Origin of the sequence: Kosakonia sp. S42, assembly GCF_016624785.1 — a bacterium.
Taxonomy (GTDB): Bacteria; Pseudomonadota; Gammaproteobacteria; order Enterobacterales; family Enterobacteriaceae; genus Kosakonia; species Kosakonia cowanii.
The window spans coordinates 43,042-56,844 of sequence record NZ_JACVTW010000008.1; the positions used below are offsets into that span (position 1 = coordinate 43,042).

The following is a 13,803-nucleotide window of genomic DNA, read 5'->3' on the forward strand; positions in this document are numbered from 1 at the left end:
CCTGGCTACCGCTGTTCTGCATCCTGAAGGTGATAACAATGAAAATGAAAAAAAGTCTCATCGCCCTGTCCCTCTCCGTCGGTTTACTGGCGAGCGTACCGGGTATCACGCTGGCTGATGTCAATATCGTGCCGCAAAATACCGCCGCTGCGCCCGCGATCCCAACCTCAGCTTTACAGCAGCTTAACTGGACGCCTGTCGATACCAGTAATACGCAGTCGGTACAGCTCTCTACTGGCGGCCAGCATCTTAATGTTGCCGGTATTACCGGCCCGGTTGCCGCCTTTAGCGTACCGGCAAACATCGGCGAGCTGACCCTGACACTTACCAGCGAAGTTAATAAAGAGAGCGGTGTTTTCGCGCCAAATGTGCTGGTTTTCGATCAAAACATGGCACCTGCGGCCTACTTTCCCGGTAGCTACTTTACCTATCAGGAGCCGGGCGTGATGAGCGCCGATCGGCTGGAAGGGGTAATGCGGCTGACGCCCGCGCTGGGCCAGCAGAAACTCTACATTCTGGTCTTTACCACGCAGAGCGATCTGCAAAAAACCACAACCCTGCTCGATCCTGCTAAAGCCTATGCCAAAGGCGTGGGCAACGCGGTTCCTTCGATTCCCGACCCCATTGCCCGCCATATCACCGATGGCGTGGTTAAGCTGAAAGTGAAAAACAGCAGCAGCTCAAGCATCCTGGTTGGCCCGCTGTTTGGCTCCTCGGCACCGAGTGCGGTGACGGTCGGCAACACCGCCGCACCAGCCTATAACACGCAGCCTGCACCAGCGCCGGTGGCTACGCCTGCTCCGGCGCCTGCCGCGAAAAGCGAGCCGATGCTCAATGATACCGAGAGCTACTTTAACCGGGCGATCAAACAGGCGGCTGAGAAGGGTGATATCGATAAGGCCCTGAAATTATTGAATGAAGCGGAGCGTCTCGGGTCGAAAACTGCCCGTGCCACTTTTATCAGCAGTGTAAAAGGCAAGGGGTAACCTCTCCCCACGTTGTTGATATTTGTAGTAACTGGTGCGTCGCCAGACGCACCTTTTTTTCCGCCGTGCGGATGCGCTGTTGCGCAACTGTTGCACGGATGAAAAGCGAATAAACTTTCCCGCCACTCCCTAATCCGTTCTGCGATACACTACTGCGACGTTATGTACCGGAGAGTATGGCATGTCACATCCTGCGCTTACGCAATTGCGTGCGCTGCGCTACCTGGACGCAATCCCCGCGCTGGAACCGCAACTGCTCGAGTGGCTGTTGCTGGAAGATTCCATGACCAAACGTTTTGAACAACAGGGCAAAAAGGTCACGGTTACGATGATCCGTGAGGGGTTTGTCACGCCTGATGAGATCGCCGAAGAGCGCGATCATCTGCCCGATGAAGCCTGTTACTGGCTGCGGGAAATTCTGCTCTGCGCCGACGGAGAGCCCTGGCTTGCCGGTCGCACCGTGGTGCCCGAGTCAACCCTGAGCGGCCCCGAACTGGCGCTGCAGAAGCTGGGGAATACGCCGCTGGGGCGATATCTTTTCACCTCTTCTACACTTACGCGTGACTTTATTGATATTGGACGCCACGAGCAGTTATGGGGGCGGCGCTCCCGCCTGCGTCTCGGCGGTAAACCGCTGATGTTGACCGAACTGTTTCTGCCCGCGTCACCGCTGTACTAAGAGGAATTGAAAATGGAGTGGAGTCTCACGCCAACTAAACTGTTGGCCTTTCATCGGCTGATGCGTACGGACAAACCAATTGGTGCGCTGTTACTGCTGTGGCCGACGCTGTGGGCGCTGTGGGTGGCAACACCTGGCGTACCGCCGCTGTGGATTTTGTTAGTGTTTGTCGCTGGCGTCTGGCTGATGCGCGCGGCTGGCTGTGTGGTGAATGATTACGCCGATCGTAAGTTTGATGGGCACGTAAAGCGTACTGCGAATCGTCCTCTGCCGAGCGGCGCGGTGACGGAAAATGAGGCGCGCGGGCTGTTTATCATCCTTGTGCTGCTGGCTTTTGCGCTGGTGCTTACCCTCAATCTGATGACGATCCTGCTCTCGGTCGCGGCGCTGGGCCTGGCCTGGATCTACCCGTTTATGAAGCGCTATACGCATCTGCCGCAGGTGGTGCTGGGCGCGGCGTTTGGCTGGTCGATACCGATGGCGTTTGCCGCTGTGAGCGAGTCCGTACCGCTGAGTTGCTGGATTATGTTCTTCGCCAACATTCTGTGGGCGGTGGCCTATGACACTGAATATGCGATGGTCGATCGCGACGATGATGTGAAGATTGGTATCAAGTCGACGGCGATCCTCTTTGGGCGTCACGACAAGCTGATTATCGGCATTTTGCAGGTGCTGGTGATGGCGATGATGGCGGCAGTCGGCTGGCTGAACGGGCTGGGGTGGATCTATTACGCCACCGTGCTGGTTGCCGGGGCGCTGTTTGTTTATCAGCAGGTGTTGATTGCAGACCGTGAACGCGATGCCTGTTTTAAAGCCTTTCTGAATAATAACTACGTTGGTCTGGTGCTGTTTCTGGGGCTGGCGGTGAGTTATCTGCACCTATAGCGCGGATTTGTCGGGGTTGTGCGCTGAATCGACGGGCTCGTGCGCTAATTTGCTGCGCTCATGCGCTGAAGTGCCGGATGGCGGCTACGCCTTATCCGGCCTACGGGTTCGGTGCCGCTGAAACCGCCCAGGCCGGATAAGCGTTAGCGCGGCATCCGGCAATGAGCATACCGTTCAGCATTATCACCCAGGCCGGATAAGCGTTTACGCGCCATCCGGCAATGAGCATACCGTTTAGCATTATCACGTAGGCCGGATAAGCATTTACGCGCCATCCGGCACTTCCGTTACTCCGCTTGCGTCGCGCTCTCGATCGTTAAACGCACATCCGATGTCATCAGCTCCGCCAGCATCTGGTAAACGCCAAGCGTGCGTGCCGGATCGGCGTCGCCGGTATCACTGATATAACCCTCGTCGCGCAGGGTGAGCACCAGCGTGCTGAAGACCGCTTTATCGAAGAACTCCGGCGCATTGATGCCGTGCAGCACCGACAGGCGCTGCGCCAGCGTACGGCTCTCTTTCTCAAGCGTACTGCGGTTCATCGCCGGGTTGGCGCTCAGCAGCCAGAAGGTGATGGCATAACGCTGCAGCGTCTCGCGCGCGCCTGCGGCCAGCAGCTGCAGGGTACGTGAGTGTGCCGGATTGATGCTCAGCAGATCCTCTTTCAGGGTAATCAGCCCCTGGCGCACCAGCTCCTGAATCAGCTTATCCAGCACCTCAGCCAGCTCTGCATTTTCCCAGCGCAGGAACAGCTCGGCCTTCAGCATCGGGTAGAGCAGTTCCACATGACGCAGAATTTCACCGCGTGAGATGGCGCGATGCTGGGTCACAATCGCTGCGATCAGCGACGGCAGCATCAGCATATGCGCAATGTTGTTGCGGTAATAGGTCATCAGCACCGCCTGCTCGCGCGGCAGGATGATGATATCGCCGATGGTGTCCTTCTCGACCTCAAACTTGTTCATCTGCAGCGCGTGAGCGATAAGCTCGGCGGCGCTGGCGGATGGAGCGGTAGAGTCCGGGGAGTAGGGCACATTACGCATCAGCTCAAGGTAGCAGTTGAGCTGCTCGGTGAGCTGCTCGCGCGTCAGCGAGCGCTGGCGTGAAGCCAGCAGCGCCGTACAGCAGAGGTTCATGGCGTTTGCCGCACCGGCATTATTGATGCGTACCATCAGATCGGCGGCGATGCTGTTAACCGTCGGCGTCAGCCATGCCGGACGGATCGCTTCAATCGGATCGATCGATTCGCGCCACTCCGGCACATGGTGGTTCAGGTAGTTCATCAGCGGGATTGGCTCGCCAAAGTTCACATAGCCCTGACCGAGGTTACGCAGCTTGCTGAGGCCGCGCACCATCTGCAGCAGGCTCTCTTTCTCTTTCGTCGCACCGCGCAGCTCTTTGGCGTAGGTGCCGACCTCCATCACATGCTCGTAACCGATATAGATCGGTACCAGCGTGATCGGGCGCGTGCCGCCGCGCAGCATCGCCTGGATGGTCATCGACAGGGTACCGGTTTTCGGATCGAGCAGACGCCCGGTGCGCGAGCGGCCGCCCTCAACGAAATACTCTACCGAATAACCACGGCTGAAGAGCTCGCCCAGGTATTCACGGAACACCGTCGAGTAAAGCTTGTTGCCTTTAAAGGTACGGCGAATAAAGAAGGCGCCAAGGCGGCGGAAAATCGGACCGGCGGGCCAGAAGTTGAGGTTGATCCCGGCCGCAATATGCGGCGGCACCAGGCCCTGGTGGTAAAGCACGTAGGAGAGCAGCAGGTAGTCCATGTGGCTGCGGTGGCAGGGCACATAGACAATTTCATGGCCCTCGTGCGCCAGCTGGCGTACGCGCTCGGCGTTGTGCACGTTGATCCCCTGATAGAGCCGGTTCCACGTAAAGCCGAGGATACGGTCGGTCAGGCGAATCATCTCGTAAGAGAAGTTAGCGGCAATCTCTTCCATCAGCGCGATAGCGTTCTGCTGCGCCTTATCGTGGGAGATCTTTTTGCTGCGCGCTTCATCTTCCACCGCACGGGCAATCGCTTTCGACGACAGCAGCTTATTGAAGAGATCCTGACGCGCCGGCAGGCGTGGGCCAACGGCGGCCAGACGCTGGCGGGCGAAGTGCATACGCGCCACGCGCGCCAGTTTCTGCGCGATGATCTTATCCGTGCCGTGTTCGGTCGCCATGCGGCGCAGCGAAACCGGCGGGGAGAAGCGCACAAAGCTGTCGCGGCCAAGCCACGAAACAGCGAAGAATTTCTGAATACCGTTGAGCATGCGCAACGGCGGGTTGACCTCACCCTTTTCACGCCCCGGCGAGCGGCCAAACATCACCGATACCGGCACCATCTGCACATCCAGATCGGGATGGCTGCGGTGTAAATCCAGATAGTCGTGGAACAGTTTGATCGACTCTTCTTTCGGCGTGTAATAGGTGAATACGCGCGGGCCGCCGTGAATAAACACGTAGCGTGGTAGCAGCGCGCCATCGATCTCCAGCGGTTCGAGGGGATCGGGTAATTCATGCGCCAGGCACTGCTCGCGCAAGGTCATTAAGTCTGCCTTTGAGTTGTAAGGCAGCACGTACATAATAGGACGTGATGTGTCGAGCCCCAGTTCCTGTGCAGGTTCTGCGGGGATCGATTTACTTTTTACCAGCACGCTTAATGGTAAGTTCAGTAATTTGTAGTAAATTCGTGGCCAGCCGGACATAAAGGGTGTAAAGCCTCTGGTTATTAATAGTGCCATTGCGCCGCAAGAATATCAGAAAGCACGCATAATTTCTGTGGTACCGCTGCGTGTACCACTACTCATTGACGCTTAATAGTTAAAAAGGTTCTTTTCATGGCCAATAATACCACCGGTTTTACCCGGATCATTAAAGCCGCAGGATATTCGTGGAAAGGCGTACGCGCAGCCTGGATTAATGAAGCTGCATTTCGCCAGGAGGGCGTAGCCGTTGTTCTGGCTATTATTATCGCTGCATTTTTGGATATTGATGTCATCACGCGCGTCCTGCTTATTGGCTCGGTCACGCTGGTGATGATTGTCGAAATCCTCAACAGCGCTATCGAAGCGGTTGTAGACCGTATCGGGTCTGAATTCCATGAGCTTTCCGGCCGGGCAAAGGATATGGGCTCGGCGGCGGTGCTGATGACAATCTTACTGGCGCTCTTTACCTGGATCTCGCTTCTTTGGTCACATTTTCGATAGCGTTTCCATAATTCTATAACACTCTGGATTTTTGCTTAAATGTGGTTTCAAAATCGCCGTTGACTGTATATACTCACAGCATAACTGTATATACACCCAGGGGGCGGGATGAAAGCATTAACGGCCAGGCAGCAAGAGGTGTTCGATCTGATTCGCGATCGCATCACCCAAACCGGTATGCCACCGACGCGTGCGGAAATCGCACAGCAATTGGGGTTCCGTTCCCCAAATGCAGCCGAAGAACACCTTAAAGCGCTGGCGCGCAAAGGGGTGATCGAAATCGTATCTGGTGCATCGCGCGGTCTGCGCCTGCTGCTGGAAGAAGAGAACGATATTGGTCTGCCGCTGATTGGTCGCGTCGCTGCGGGTGAGCCGCTGCTGGCGCAACAGCATATCGAAAGCCACTATCAGGTCGATCCGAATCTCTTTAAACCGCATGCGGACTTCCTGCTGCGCGTTAGCGGGATGTCGATGAAAGATATCGGTATTATGGACGGCGATCTGCTGGCGGTGCATAAAACCCAGGATGCGCGTAACGGCCAGGTGATCGTTGCCCGTATTGAAGATGAAGTGACGGTGAAGCGCCTGAAAAAACATGGCAACACCGTTGAACTGCTGGCGGAAAACAGCGACTTCTCCCCGATTGTGGTCGATCTGCGCAAACAGAACTTCACCATTGAAGGGCTGGCAGTTGGCGTGATCCGTAACGGTGAATGGCTGTAACGCCTCTTTTCTCTGCTGTGGCGCCCCGTTTAGCGCCGCAGCGCCACGCTTCTCCTCTTTAACGACGCTTACGCTATGCCGCTGTTAACCGCATCCGACAAAGCTTTGTGGCGGCTTGCGCTGCCGATGATTTTATCGAATATCACCGTTCCGCTGCTGGGCTTAGTTGATACAGCGGTGATTGGTCATCTGGATAGCCCCGTCTACCTTGGCGGCGTGGCGATTGGCGCAACGGCAACCAGCTTCCTCTTTATGCTGCTGCTGTTTTTGCGTATGAGCACCACCGGGCTGACCGCCCAGGCATTCGGTGCAAAAAATCCCTCTGCACTCTCACGTGCGCTTGTCCAGCCTCTGCTGCTGGCGCTCAGCGCAGGTATCGTCATTGCGCTGCTGCGTACGCCGCTTATCGACCTGGCTCTGCATATTACCGGCGGCAGCGAGGCGGTGCTGGAACAGGCGCGGCGCTTTCTTGCCATTCGCTGGCTTAGCGCGCCCGCCTCGCTGGGCAATATGGTGCTGCTTGGCTGGCTGCTCGGCGTGCAGTATGCCCGCGCACCGGTGATACTGCTGGTGGTCGGCAACCTCTTTAATATCGTGCTCGACCTCTGGCTGGTGATGGGCCTGCATATGAATGTGCAGGGCGCTGCGCTCGCGACGGTTATCGCGGAATATGTCACCTTCTTTATCGGCTTGCTGATGGTGTGGCAGGTTTTACGCCGGCAAGCTATCTCTCTTTCGATGCTGAAATCCGCGTGGCGCGGCGGCGTTCGCCGTTTGCTGGCGCTCAATCGCGATATCATGCTGCGCTCCCTGCTGCTGCAACTCTGCTTTGGCTCCATCACCGTGCTGGGCGCACGCCTCGGCAGCGAAACGGTCGCCGCCAACGCGGTGCTGATGATGTTCCTCACTTTTACCGCCTACGCGCTGGACGGCTTTGCCTATGCCGTCGAAGCCCACTCCGGTCAGGCTTACGGTGCGCGTGATGGTAGCCAGCTGCTGCACGTCTGGCGCGCGGCCTGCAGGCAGGCAGGGTTTGTGGCGCTCGCCTTTGCCCTTGTCTATGCGCTGGCAGGAAGCACGCTTATTACGCTGCTGACCTCCATTCCTGAACTGCAGGCGGTTGCCGGGCACTATCTCATCTGGCAAGTGGTATTGCCGCTGGTGGGGGTGTGGTGCTATTTGCTCGACGGCATGTTTGTGGGTGCGACGCGTGCGGCTGAAATGCGTAACAGTATGGCGGTTGCCGCTGCCGGTTTTGGCCTGACTCTGCTGACGGTGCCGTGGTTGGGCAACCACGGTTTATGGCTCTCTCTGGCGGTTTTCCTTGCGCTGCGTGGCATCACGCTGGCGCTGATCTGGCGTCATCACTGGCGCAACGGCAGCTGGTTTGCCAATGCCGACAATGCATGAGGATCTGCGGCTTCGTCTGGCGTGTATGGTTAAAGATTCCGAATAAAAAACCGAACGCCGAATCCTTATCTACAATAATTAATACGTTCAGCACGCAAGAACGTCATTTTAACCGAACGATAAGGAGTCAATTATGAACAAAGACGAAGTCGGCGGTAACTGGAAACAGTTTAAAGGCACTGTTAAAGAGAAATGGGGCAAATTGACTGATGACGATATGACCGTCATCGAAGGTAAACGTGACCAGCTGGTAGGTAAAATCCAGGAGCGTTACGGTTACGCGAAAGACGAAGCGGAGAAGGAAGTTACGGATTGGGAATCACGTAACGAATACCGCTGGTAGCCAACACTTCCCCCTCAAGTGTATTAACCCTCACAGGCTACCCTGCCCGTAGGTACAAGGATGTACCTCCCTAATCACCCCTTATCTTCCACGTTTTATCTACAATCCCTTCATATTTCACGCTTTATCTGCGTTGGCTGCACTTGCTCACATGAGTCACATACTTTCGTATGCTCCCCATGATTCGCGCGTTTGCCGCCTTGCTAAAACGCGAAATCTTTTGGGATTGCCTTGTAAAAGAGAAACAGAAAAAGAAAAGTAAAAATCTCTAACGTGGTTTCTTCTTCACCTGCAGGCTGTGATCGTGCTGGCAATGGTCGTGATGACGACAGGCTTCGACTTCCACGCAGGCCGCGCATAAGCCGTGGGCTTCAATCACATTATGGCGCAGGGCAAAGCCCATCTTCGCCGCCAGCGCATGCATGATATCTTCCACCCCTTCCGCCTGCTCCTCTTTAACCGCACCGCAGCGGTCACAGATAAACATCGCAGAGGTGTGCGTCGGCTGATCAAAGAGATGGCACAGCACATAGCTGTTGGTGGACTCCACTTTATGCACAAAACCCTGCTCCAGCAGAAAATCGAGCGCGCGATAAACCGTGGGCGGCTTCGCCTGCGGTTCGCTCTCCCGCAGCAGGTCTAGCAGATCGTAGGCGCTGATGGCGCTCTTTTGCAGGCTCAGCAAACGTAAAACTTCCAGACGCTGTGGAGTCAGGCGCACGTTGCGCTGCGCGCACAGCTTTTCAGCCTGCACTAACATCTCTTGCGAAGTGGTCTTATCCATAGGCGCTCTCGGGTTGGTGAAAAGATGAAGCTTCACACTTTACCATGTCCTGCCGGAAACGCCGAGACCGCCAACTTTAAAGACACTTTCGGAACTTTCCTTCCCGAAATGATTTTCCTCTTCTATAAATAGTGAGTGCCATCACTATAAATATGAACCGGCCGCCCTGGAGCGTTCGGAAGAGGTAGTGCCTTTTTCTACTGTTATTCACAGCAATATAAATTCCTGTTTGTGCGCAAACTAACAGGCTTAAATACTCATCTGGCTACGAGAACATACTGTGAAAATAAATGCGAAACTTTCGGTGGTCGCTATTGGTGTCTCCTTTTTTATGGCAAATCAGGCGGGAGCAGCCAATACATGGGCAGAGGCGCGTAACGATGCAATGGGTGGAACGGGCGTCGCATCGGCAAATTATGGCAGTGGAGCATTAATCAACCCGGCGTTGCTGGCGAAAGGTCAGCCGGAAGATGATGTCACCGTGATCCTGCCAAGCGTACAGGCACAAATTTCAGATAAGGATAATCTGCGCGACGAAATTGACTACATCAATGACAAAGTCGATCAGTATAAAGATGTCGTCAATAATCTGACGCCGATAGAGATTATTACCAACCCTTTCGGCACCGTCGATCAGTTCCAGAACGCGGCCAAAGATTTGGGTGACGAGCTGGTTAAACTACGTGGCAAAACTGCGCAGGCTAAAGCGGCAGCCGGTATTGCGGTCAGCATCCCTAACGATGTGCTCTCTGCGGCGTTTGTCACCAAAGCCTACGCCCACGCGCGCGTTAGCTCCAATATCGATCAGCAGGATATTGATTACCTGCGCAGCATTCAGAACAGCGATGCCGTTGCGGTGCGTGAAGCACTGGGCGCGGCGCTGTCGCCAAACGGCAGCGATGAGATCACCCGTAACCTGAACTCCACCGCTTCCGGACGTGGCGCGATTGTCACCGACTTTGGCGTGGCGCTGGCACATCAGTTTGACGCGGGCGGCATTCCGCTCTCCGTTGGCGTAACGCCGAAGCTGCAAAAGGTGTGGGTCTACAACTACACGGCGTCGATTTATGACTACGACAGCAGTGACTGGAACAGCAGCCGCTACCGCCGCGATGACACCGGCTTCAACGTTGACGTTGGCCTCGCCGCCGACCTTAATGAAAACGTGACGCTCGGCTTAACCGGCCAGAACCTCATCTCGCGTAATATCGACACCCAGGATGCCATTATTCGTAACGGCAGAACGGGCGAAGTGCGCAACTACAAAGATACCTACCAGATTAGCCCGATCGTCACCGCCGGTGCCGCATGGCATAACGAGCTGGTAACGCTGAGCGCTGACGGCGATCTGACTGAAACCAAAGACTTTAAGAGCGAGAAGAACTCGCAGTATGTTGGCGTCGGGGCAGAAGTCCGTCCACTTAACTGGCTGGCAGTGCGTGCCGGTTACCGCGCTGATGTGAAGGGCGATGACAAAGATGTCTTCACCGCCGGTGTTGGCTTCTCGCCGTTCAACCGCGTTCATCTTGATCTGATGGGGCTGGTGGGCGAAGACGAAACCTGGGGTGCTGGCGCGCAGCTTAGCCTGACATTCTAAGGAGTAACCGGAGGCTCTGCGCCTCCGGTTTTTTTATTGCGGTTATGGCTTGTTAAGGGTGTTAAAACTGGTCATCAGGTTGCGGTAATCCGGAATATGGTTAGAGAAGAGCGTCCCGAGGCCTTCAATATCATTACGCCAGTCGCGGTGTAATTCACAGGCGATACCAAACCAGGTCATCAACTGCGCACCGGCCTGCGACATGCGATCCCATGCCGAATGTCGCGTGATTTCGTTGAATGTTCCTGATGCATCGGTCACCACAAACACCTCAAAACCCTCCTCAATGGCTGATAAAGCAGGAAAGGCGACGCACACTTCCGTCACCACGCCGGCAATAATCAGCTGTTTTTTACCTGTGGCTTTAACGGCATTCACAAAATCCTCGTTATCCCAGGCATTGATATTGCCCGGGCGCGCGATATAAGGCGCATCGGGAAACTGCTCCTTTAACTCAGGGACGAGCGGGCCATTCGGTCCGGTTTCAAAACTGGTGGTCAGGATGGTGGGAAGATTAAAGTATTTTGCGAGATCGCCCAGCGCCAGCACGTTATTTTTGAATTTGTCGGGATCGATATCCCGCACCAGAGAGAGTAAACCTGCCTGATGATCAACAAGCAGTACCGCAGCATTATCTTTATCAAGGCGAACATAAGGTGTGGTCATGTTTCAGCTCCTGTCACCCGCAGAGGTGAAGTGAATAGTGCGATTTATTGGAATAGAACTACGTTGACTAACAAAAATAATAGGTCATGGTTAAGTTTTGACCAGCGTGACGGCGCGGACCTGTTTGCGGATGCGGGCTGCACGCCGTCGGATTTAACGCATTTCTCTGTGCTAGAATGGCGGCCCGCGATTTCTGGAGCCGGTTTTTTTGCCCGCGCCTGAGGTGGGAGCGATGACGAGAGATTGATTTTAATTGCCCAAAAAATGCACGGTAATCCTGATATGACAAACACCCCTCAAACCTGCGTAACGTCCGCCGATTCGGCTTCTCACTGGCCCGGCCGATTCTCGGTTGCCCCGATGCTCGACTGGACGGACAGGCACTGCCGCTACTTCCTGCGTCTGCTGTCGCGCCACACGCTGCTCTATACCGAGATGGTGACTACCGGGGCGATTATTCATGGCAAAGGTGATTACCTGGCGTACAGCGACGAGGAGCATCCGGTGGCGTTGCAACTTGGCGGCAGCGATCCGGCGCAACTGGCTCACTGCGCGAAGCTTGCCGAAGCGCGCGGCTATGACGAAATCAACCTTAACGTCGGCTGCCCGTCCGATCGCGTGCAGAATGGCCGTTTCGGCGCCTGTCTGATGGGCGAAGCGCAGCTGGTGGCGGACTGCATTAAAGCGATGCGCGATGTCGTCTCCATTCCGGTCACGGTCAAAACCCGTATCGGCATTGATGAGCAGGACAGCTATGAATTCCTCTGCGACTTTATTGGCACCGTAGCCGGTAAAGGCGAGTGCGAAAGCTTCACAATCCACGCCCGTAAAGCCTGGCTTTCTGGCCTTAGCCCGAAAGAGAACCGCGAAATTCCGCCGCTCGATTACCCGCGCGTCTACCAGCTAAAACGCGATTTCCCGCACCTGATGATGTCGATCAACGGCGGAATCAAATCGCTGGAAGAGGCGAAAGCGCATCTCGAACATATGGATGGCGTGATGGTCGGGCGCGAAGCTTATCAAAACCCCGGCATCCTCGCGTCGGTAGACAGAGAGATTTTCGGCGTCGATACGCCGGATGCCGACCCGGTGGCGGTGGTGCGCGCAATGTACCCCTATATTGAGCGCGAACTGAGCCAGGGAGCCTATCTCGGCCATATCACTCGCCATATGCTGGGCCTGTTCCAGGGCGTGCCGGGCGCGCGTCAGTGGCGTCGTTACCTGAGTGAAAACGCGCACAAAGCGGGGGCGGATATCAATGTGGTGGAGCACGCCCTCAATCTGGTGGCGTCGAAACGCTAAGGCGTGCAGATTTATTGCGCAATCGTGGGATCGGTTACGAAAGGAGTGAGCGCTTCGTCACATCCTTGAAACATTTCCCCGTGCAGCCCGGTGAAGCAAATAGGATTTAGCGCGTAAATCTGTCACTATTCCGGCGTAACGAATTCATCGCGCTGTACCCTACAATACAGCCGAACAAAAAAAGAAAGGGCTTCCTGCGGGAAGCCCTAATTCTTTCTGCACAATCACTTACGGAATCAGCAGGCTCGATCCCTGGGTGGCCCGGCTCTCCAGCGCTTCATGGGCGCGCTGCGCATCGGCGAGCGCAAACTTCTGGCTCTCAGCCACTTCCACTTTGATGACGCCACTGGCGATCAGCGAGAAGAGTTCATTGCTCGCTTCCTGCAACTCGTCGCGCGTGGTGATGTAACCGTTCAGCGAAGGGCGGGTGGCGTAGAGCGATCCCTTCTGGTTGAGAATGCCCAGATTGACGCCGGTCACCGGCCCGGAGGAGTTGCCGAAGCTGACCATCAGGCCGCGGCGGCGCAGGCAGTCGAGGGAGGTTTCCCAGGTGTCTTTACCAACGGAATCGTATACGACGCTCACTTTTTTACCGCCGGTCAGCTCTTTTACCCGCTCAACCACGCTCTCTTCGCTGTAGTTGATCACCTGCCAGGCGCCCGCCTGCTGAGCGCGCTGCGCTTTTTGCGCCGAGCCAACGGTGCCAATCAGTTTCGCGCCGAGCGCTTTTGCCCACTGGCAGGCGATCAGGCCAACGCCGCCCGCCGCAGCGTGAAACAGGAACATCTCATTGGGCTTCACTTCATAGGTTTTGCGCAGCAGATAGAAGACAGTCAACCCTTTGAGGAAGGAGGCGGCGGCTTGTTCAAAGGAGATGGCGTTGGGCAGGACGGCGACTTTATCGGCGGGCACATTGTGCACGGAGCTGTATGCGCCCAGCCCCGATTGCGCGTAAACCACGCGGTCGCCAACTTTCACCTCCGTGACGCCAGAACCCACTTTACTGACCACCCCGGCGGCCTCGGTTCCTAGCCCGCTTGGCAAGCCCGGCGGCGGATAAAGGCCGCTGCGAATGTAGGTGTCGATATAGTTAATACCGATGGCTTTATTCTCGACCTGCACCTCATTTTCTGCCGGATCGACGGGCGTAAACTCCACAGCCTTTAAGACTTCAGGGCCGCCGTGCTGTTGAAACTCGATTCTTGTCGCCATGCTTCCT

At 55.9% G+C, this 13,803-nt stretch carries 13 protein-coding genes; 9 read left to right on the forward strand and 4 right to left on the reverse strand.

Features of this window, described 5'->3' with window-relative positions; translation table 11 throughout:
* Window positions 1-38: 38 nt before the first annotated feature.
* The 3 genes from malM to ubiA all read left to right on the forward strand — a co-directional run bounded on the left by malM (window position 39) and on the right by ubiA (window position 2,550).
* Window positions 39-986 carry a maltose operon protein MalM gene (gene malM / locus IAE50_RS12015; protein WP_200580346.1) on the forward strand — a complete coding sequence of 316 codons (948 nt, stop codon included), beginning with the start codon at window positions 39-41 and terminating at the stop codon, window positions 984-986.
* 181 nt (window positions 987-1,167) lie between these two features.
* Entirely contained in the window at window positions 1,168-1,665 is a 498-nt protein-coding gene (gene ubiC, locus IAE50_RS12020; RefSeq protein WP_200580347.1) for a chorismate lyase, read from the forward strand.
* A 12-nt stretch (window positions 1,666-1,677) separates the two neighbouring features.
* The gene (gene ubiA / locus IAE50_RS12025) at window positions 1,678-2,550 is read left to right on the forward strand and encodes a 4-hydroxybenzoate octaprenyltransferase (protein WP_200134486.1); all 873 of its coding nucleotides are present in this window, start codon (window positions 1,678-1,680) and stop codon (window positions 2,548-2,550) included.
* 287 nt (window positions 2,551-2,837) lie between these two features.
* On the opposite strand, the gene plsB is transcribed toward ubiA, so the two are convergent.
* Window positions 2,838-5,258 carry a glycerol-3-phosphate 1-O-acyltransferase PlsB gene (gene plsB, locus IAE50_RS12030; protein WP_042712639.1) on the reverse strand — a complete coding sequence of 807 codons (2,421 nt, stop codon included), beginning with the start codon at window positions 5,256-5,258 and terminating at the stop codon, window positions 2,838-2,840.
* A 132-nt stretch (window positions 5,259-5,390) separates the two neighbouring features.
* Here plsB and IAE50_RS12035 point away from each other — a divergent pair, with 132 nt between their 5' ends.
* From IAE50_RS12035 to IAE50_RS12050, 4 genes are all read left to right on the forward strand, one after another.
* Window positions 5,391-5,759 (forward strand): diacylglycerol kinase, encoded by a 369-nt coding sequence (locus IAE50_RS12035; protein WP_042712640.1) that lies wholly within the window; start codon window positions 5,391-5,393, stop codon window positions 5,757-5,759.
* A gap of 108 nt (window positions 5,760-5,867) precedes the next feature.
* Window positions 5,868-6,482 (forward strand): transcriptional repressor LexA, encoded by a 615-nt coding sequence (gene lexA / locus IAE50_RS12040; RefSeq protein WP_023478391.1) that lies wholly within the window; start codon window positions 5,868-5,870, stop codon window positions 6,480-6,482.
* A 75-nt stretch (window positions 6,483-6,557) separates the two neighbouring features.
* Window positions 6,558-7,892: an MATE family efflux transporter DinF gene (dinF, locus tag IAE50_RS12045; protein WP_200580348.1), complete on the forward strand. Its 1,335-nt coding sequence runs from the start codon at window positions 6,558-6,560 to the stop codon at window positions 7,890-7,892.
* 133 nt (window positions 7,893-8,025) lie between these two features.
* Window positions 8,026-8,235: a CsbD family protein gene (locus IAE50_RS12050; RefSeq protein ID WP_042712644.1), complete on the forward strand. Its 210-nt coding sequence runs from the start codon at window positions 8,026-8,028 to the stop codon at window positions 8,233-8,235.
* A gap of 268 nt (window positions 8,236-8,503) precedes the next feature.
* Here the strand turns inward: IAE50_RS12050 and zur are convergent, their stop codons facing one another.
* A complete protein-coding gene (gene zur / locus IAE50_RS12055; protein WP_023478461.1) occupies window positions 8,504-9,019 on the reverse strand; it encodes a zinc uptake transcriptional repressor Zur in 516 nt (171 codons plus the stop codon).
* Between the two features lie 331 nt (window positions 9,020-9,350).
* On the opposite strand from zur, the gene traF reads away from it, so the two are divergent.
* Entirely contained in the window at window positions 9,351-10,616 is a 1,266-nt protein-coding gene (traF, locus tag IAE50_RS12060) for a conjugal transfer protein TraF (RefSeq protein ID WP_234467175.1), read from the forward strand.
* 42 nt (window positions 10,617-10,658) lie between these two features.
* Here traF and ycaC read toward each other — a convergent pair whose 3' ends face one another.
* Entirely contained in the window at window positions 10,659-11,282 is a 624-nt protein-coding gene (gene ycaC / locus IAE50_RS12065) for an isochorismate family cysteine hydrolase YcaC (protein ID WP_042712648.1), read from the reverse strand.
* Window positions 11,283-11,546: 264 nt separating this feature from the next.
* Between ycaC and dusA the strand changes: the two genes are divergently transcribed.
* Window positions 11,547-12,584, forward strand: a complete 1,038-nt coding sequence (dusA, locus tag IAE50_RS12070) for a tRNA dihydrouridine(20/20a) synthase DusA (RefSeq protein ID WP_369811773.1) — start codon at window positions 11,547-11,549, stop codon at window positions 12,582-12,584.
* Between the two features lie 228 nt (window positions 12,585-12,812).
* Here dusA and IAE50_RS12075 read toward each other — a convergent pair whose 3' ends face one another.
* The gene (locus IAE50_RS12075) at window positions 12,813-13,796 is read right to left on the reverse strand and encodes a quinone oxidoreductase (RefSeq protein WP_042712650.1); all 984 of its coding nucleotides are present in this window, start codon (window positions 13,794-13,796) and stop codon (window positions 12,813-12,815) included.
* Between the last annotated feature and the right edge of the window lie 7 nt (window positions 13,797-13,803).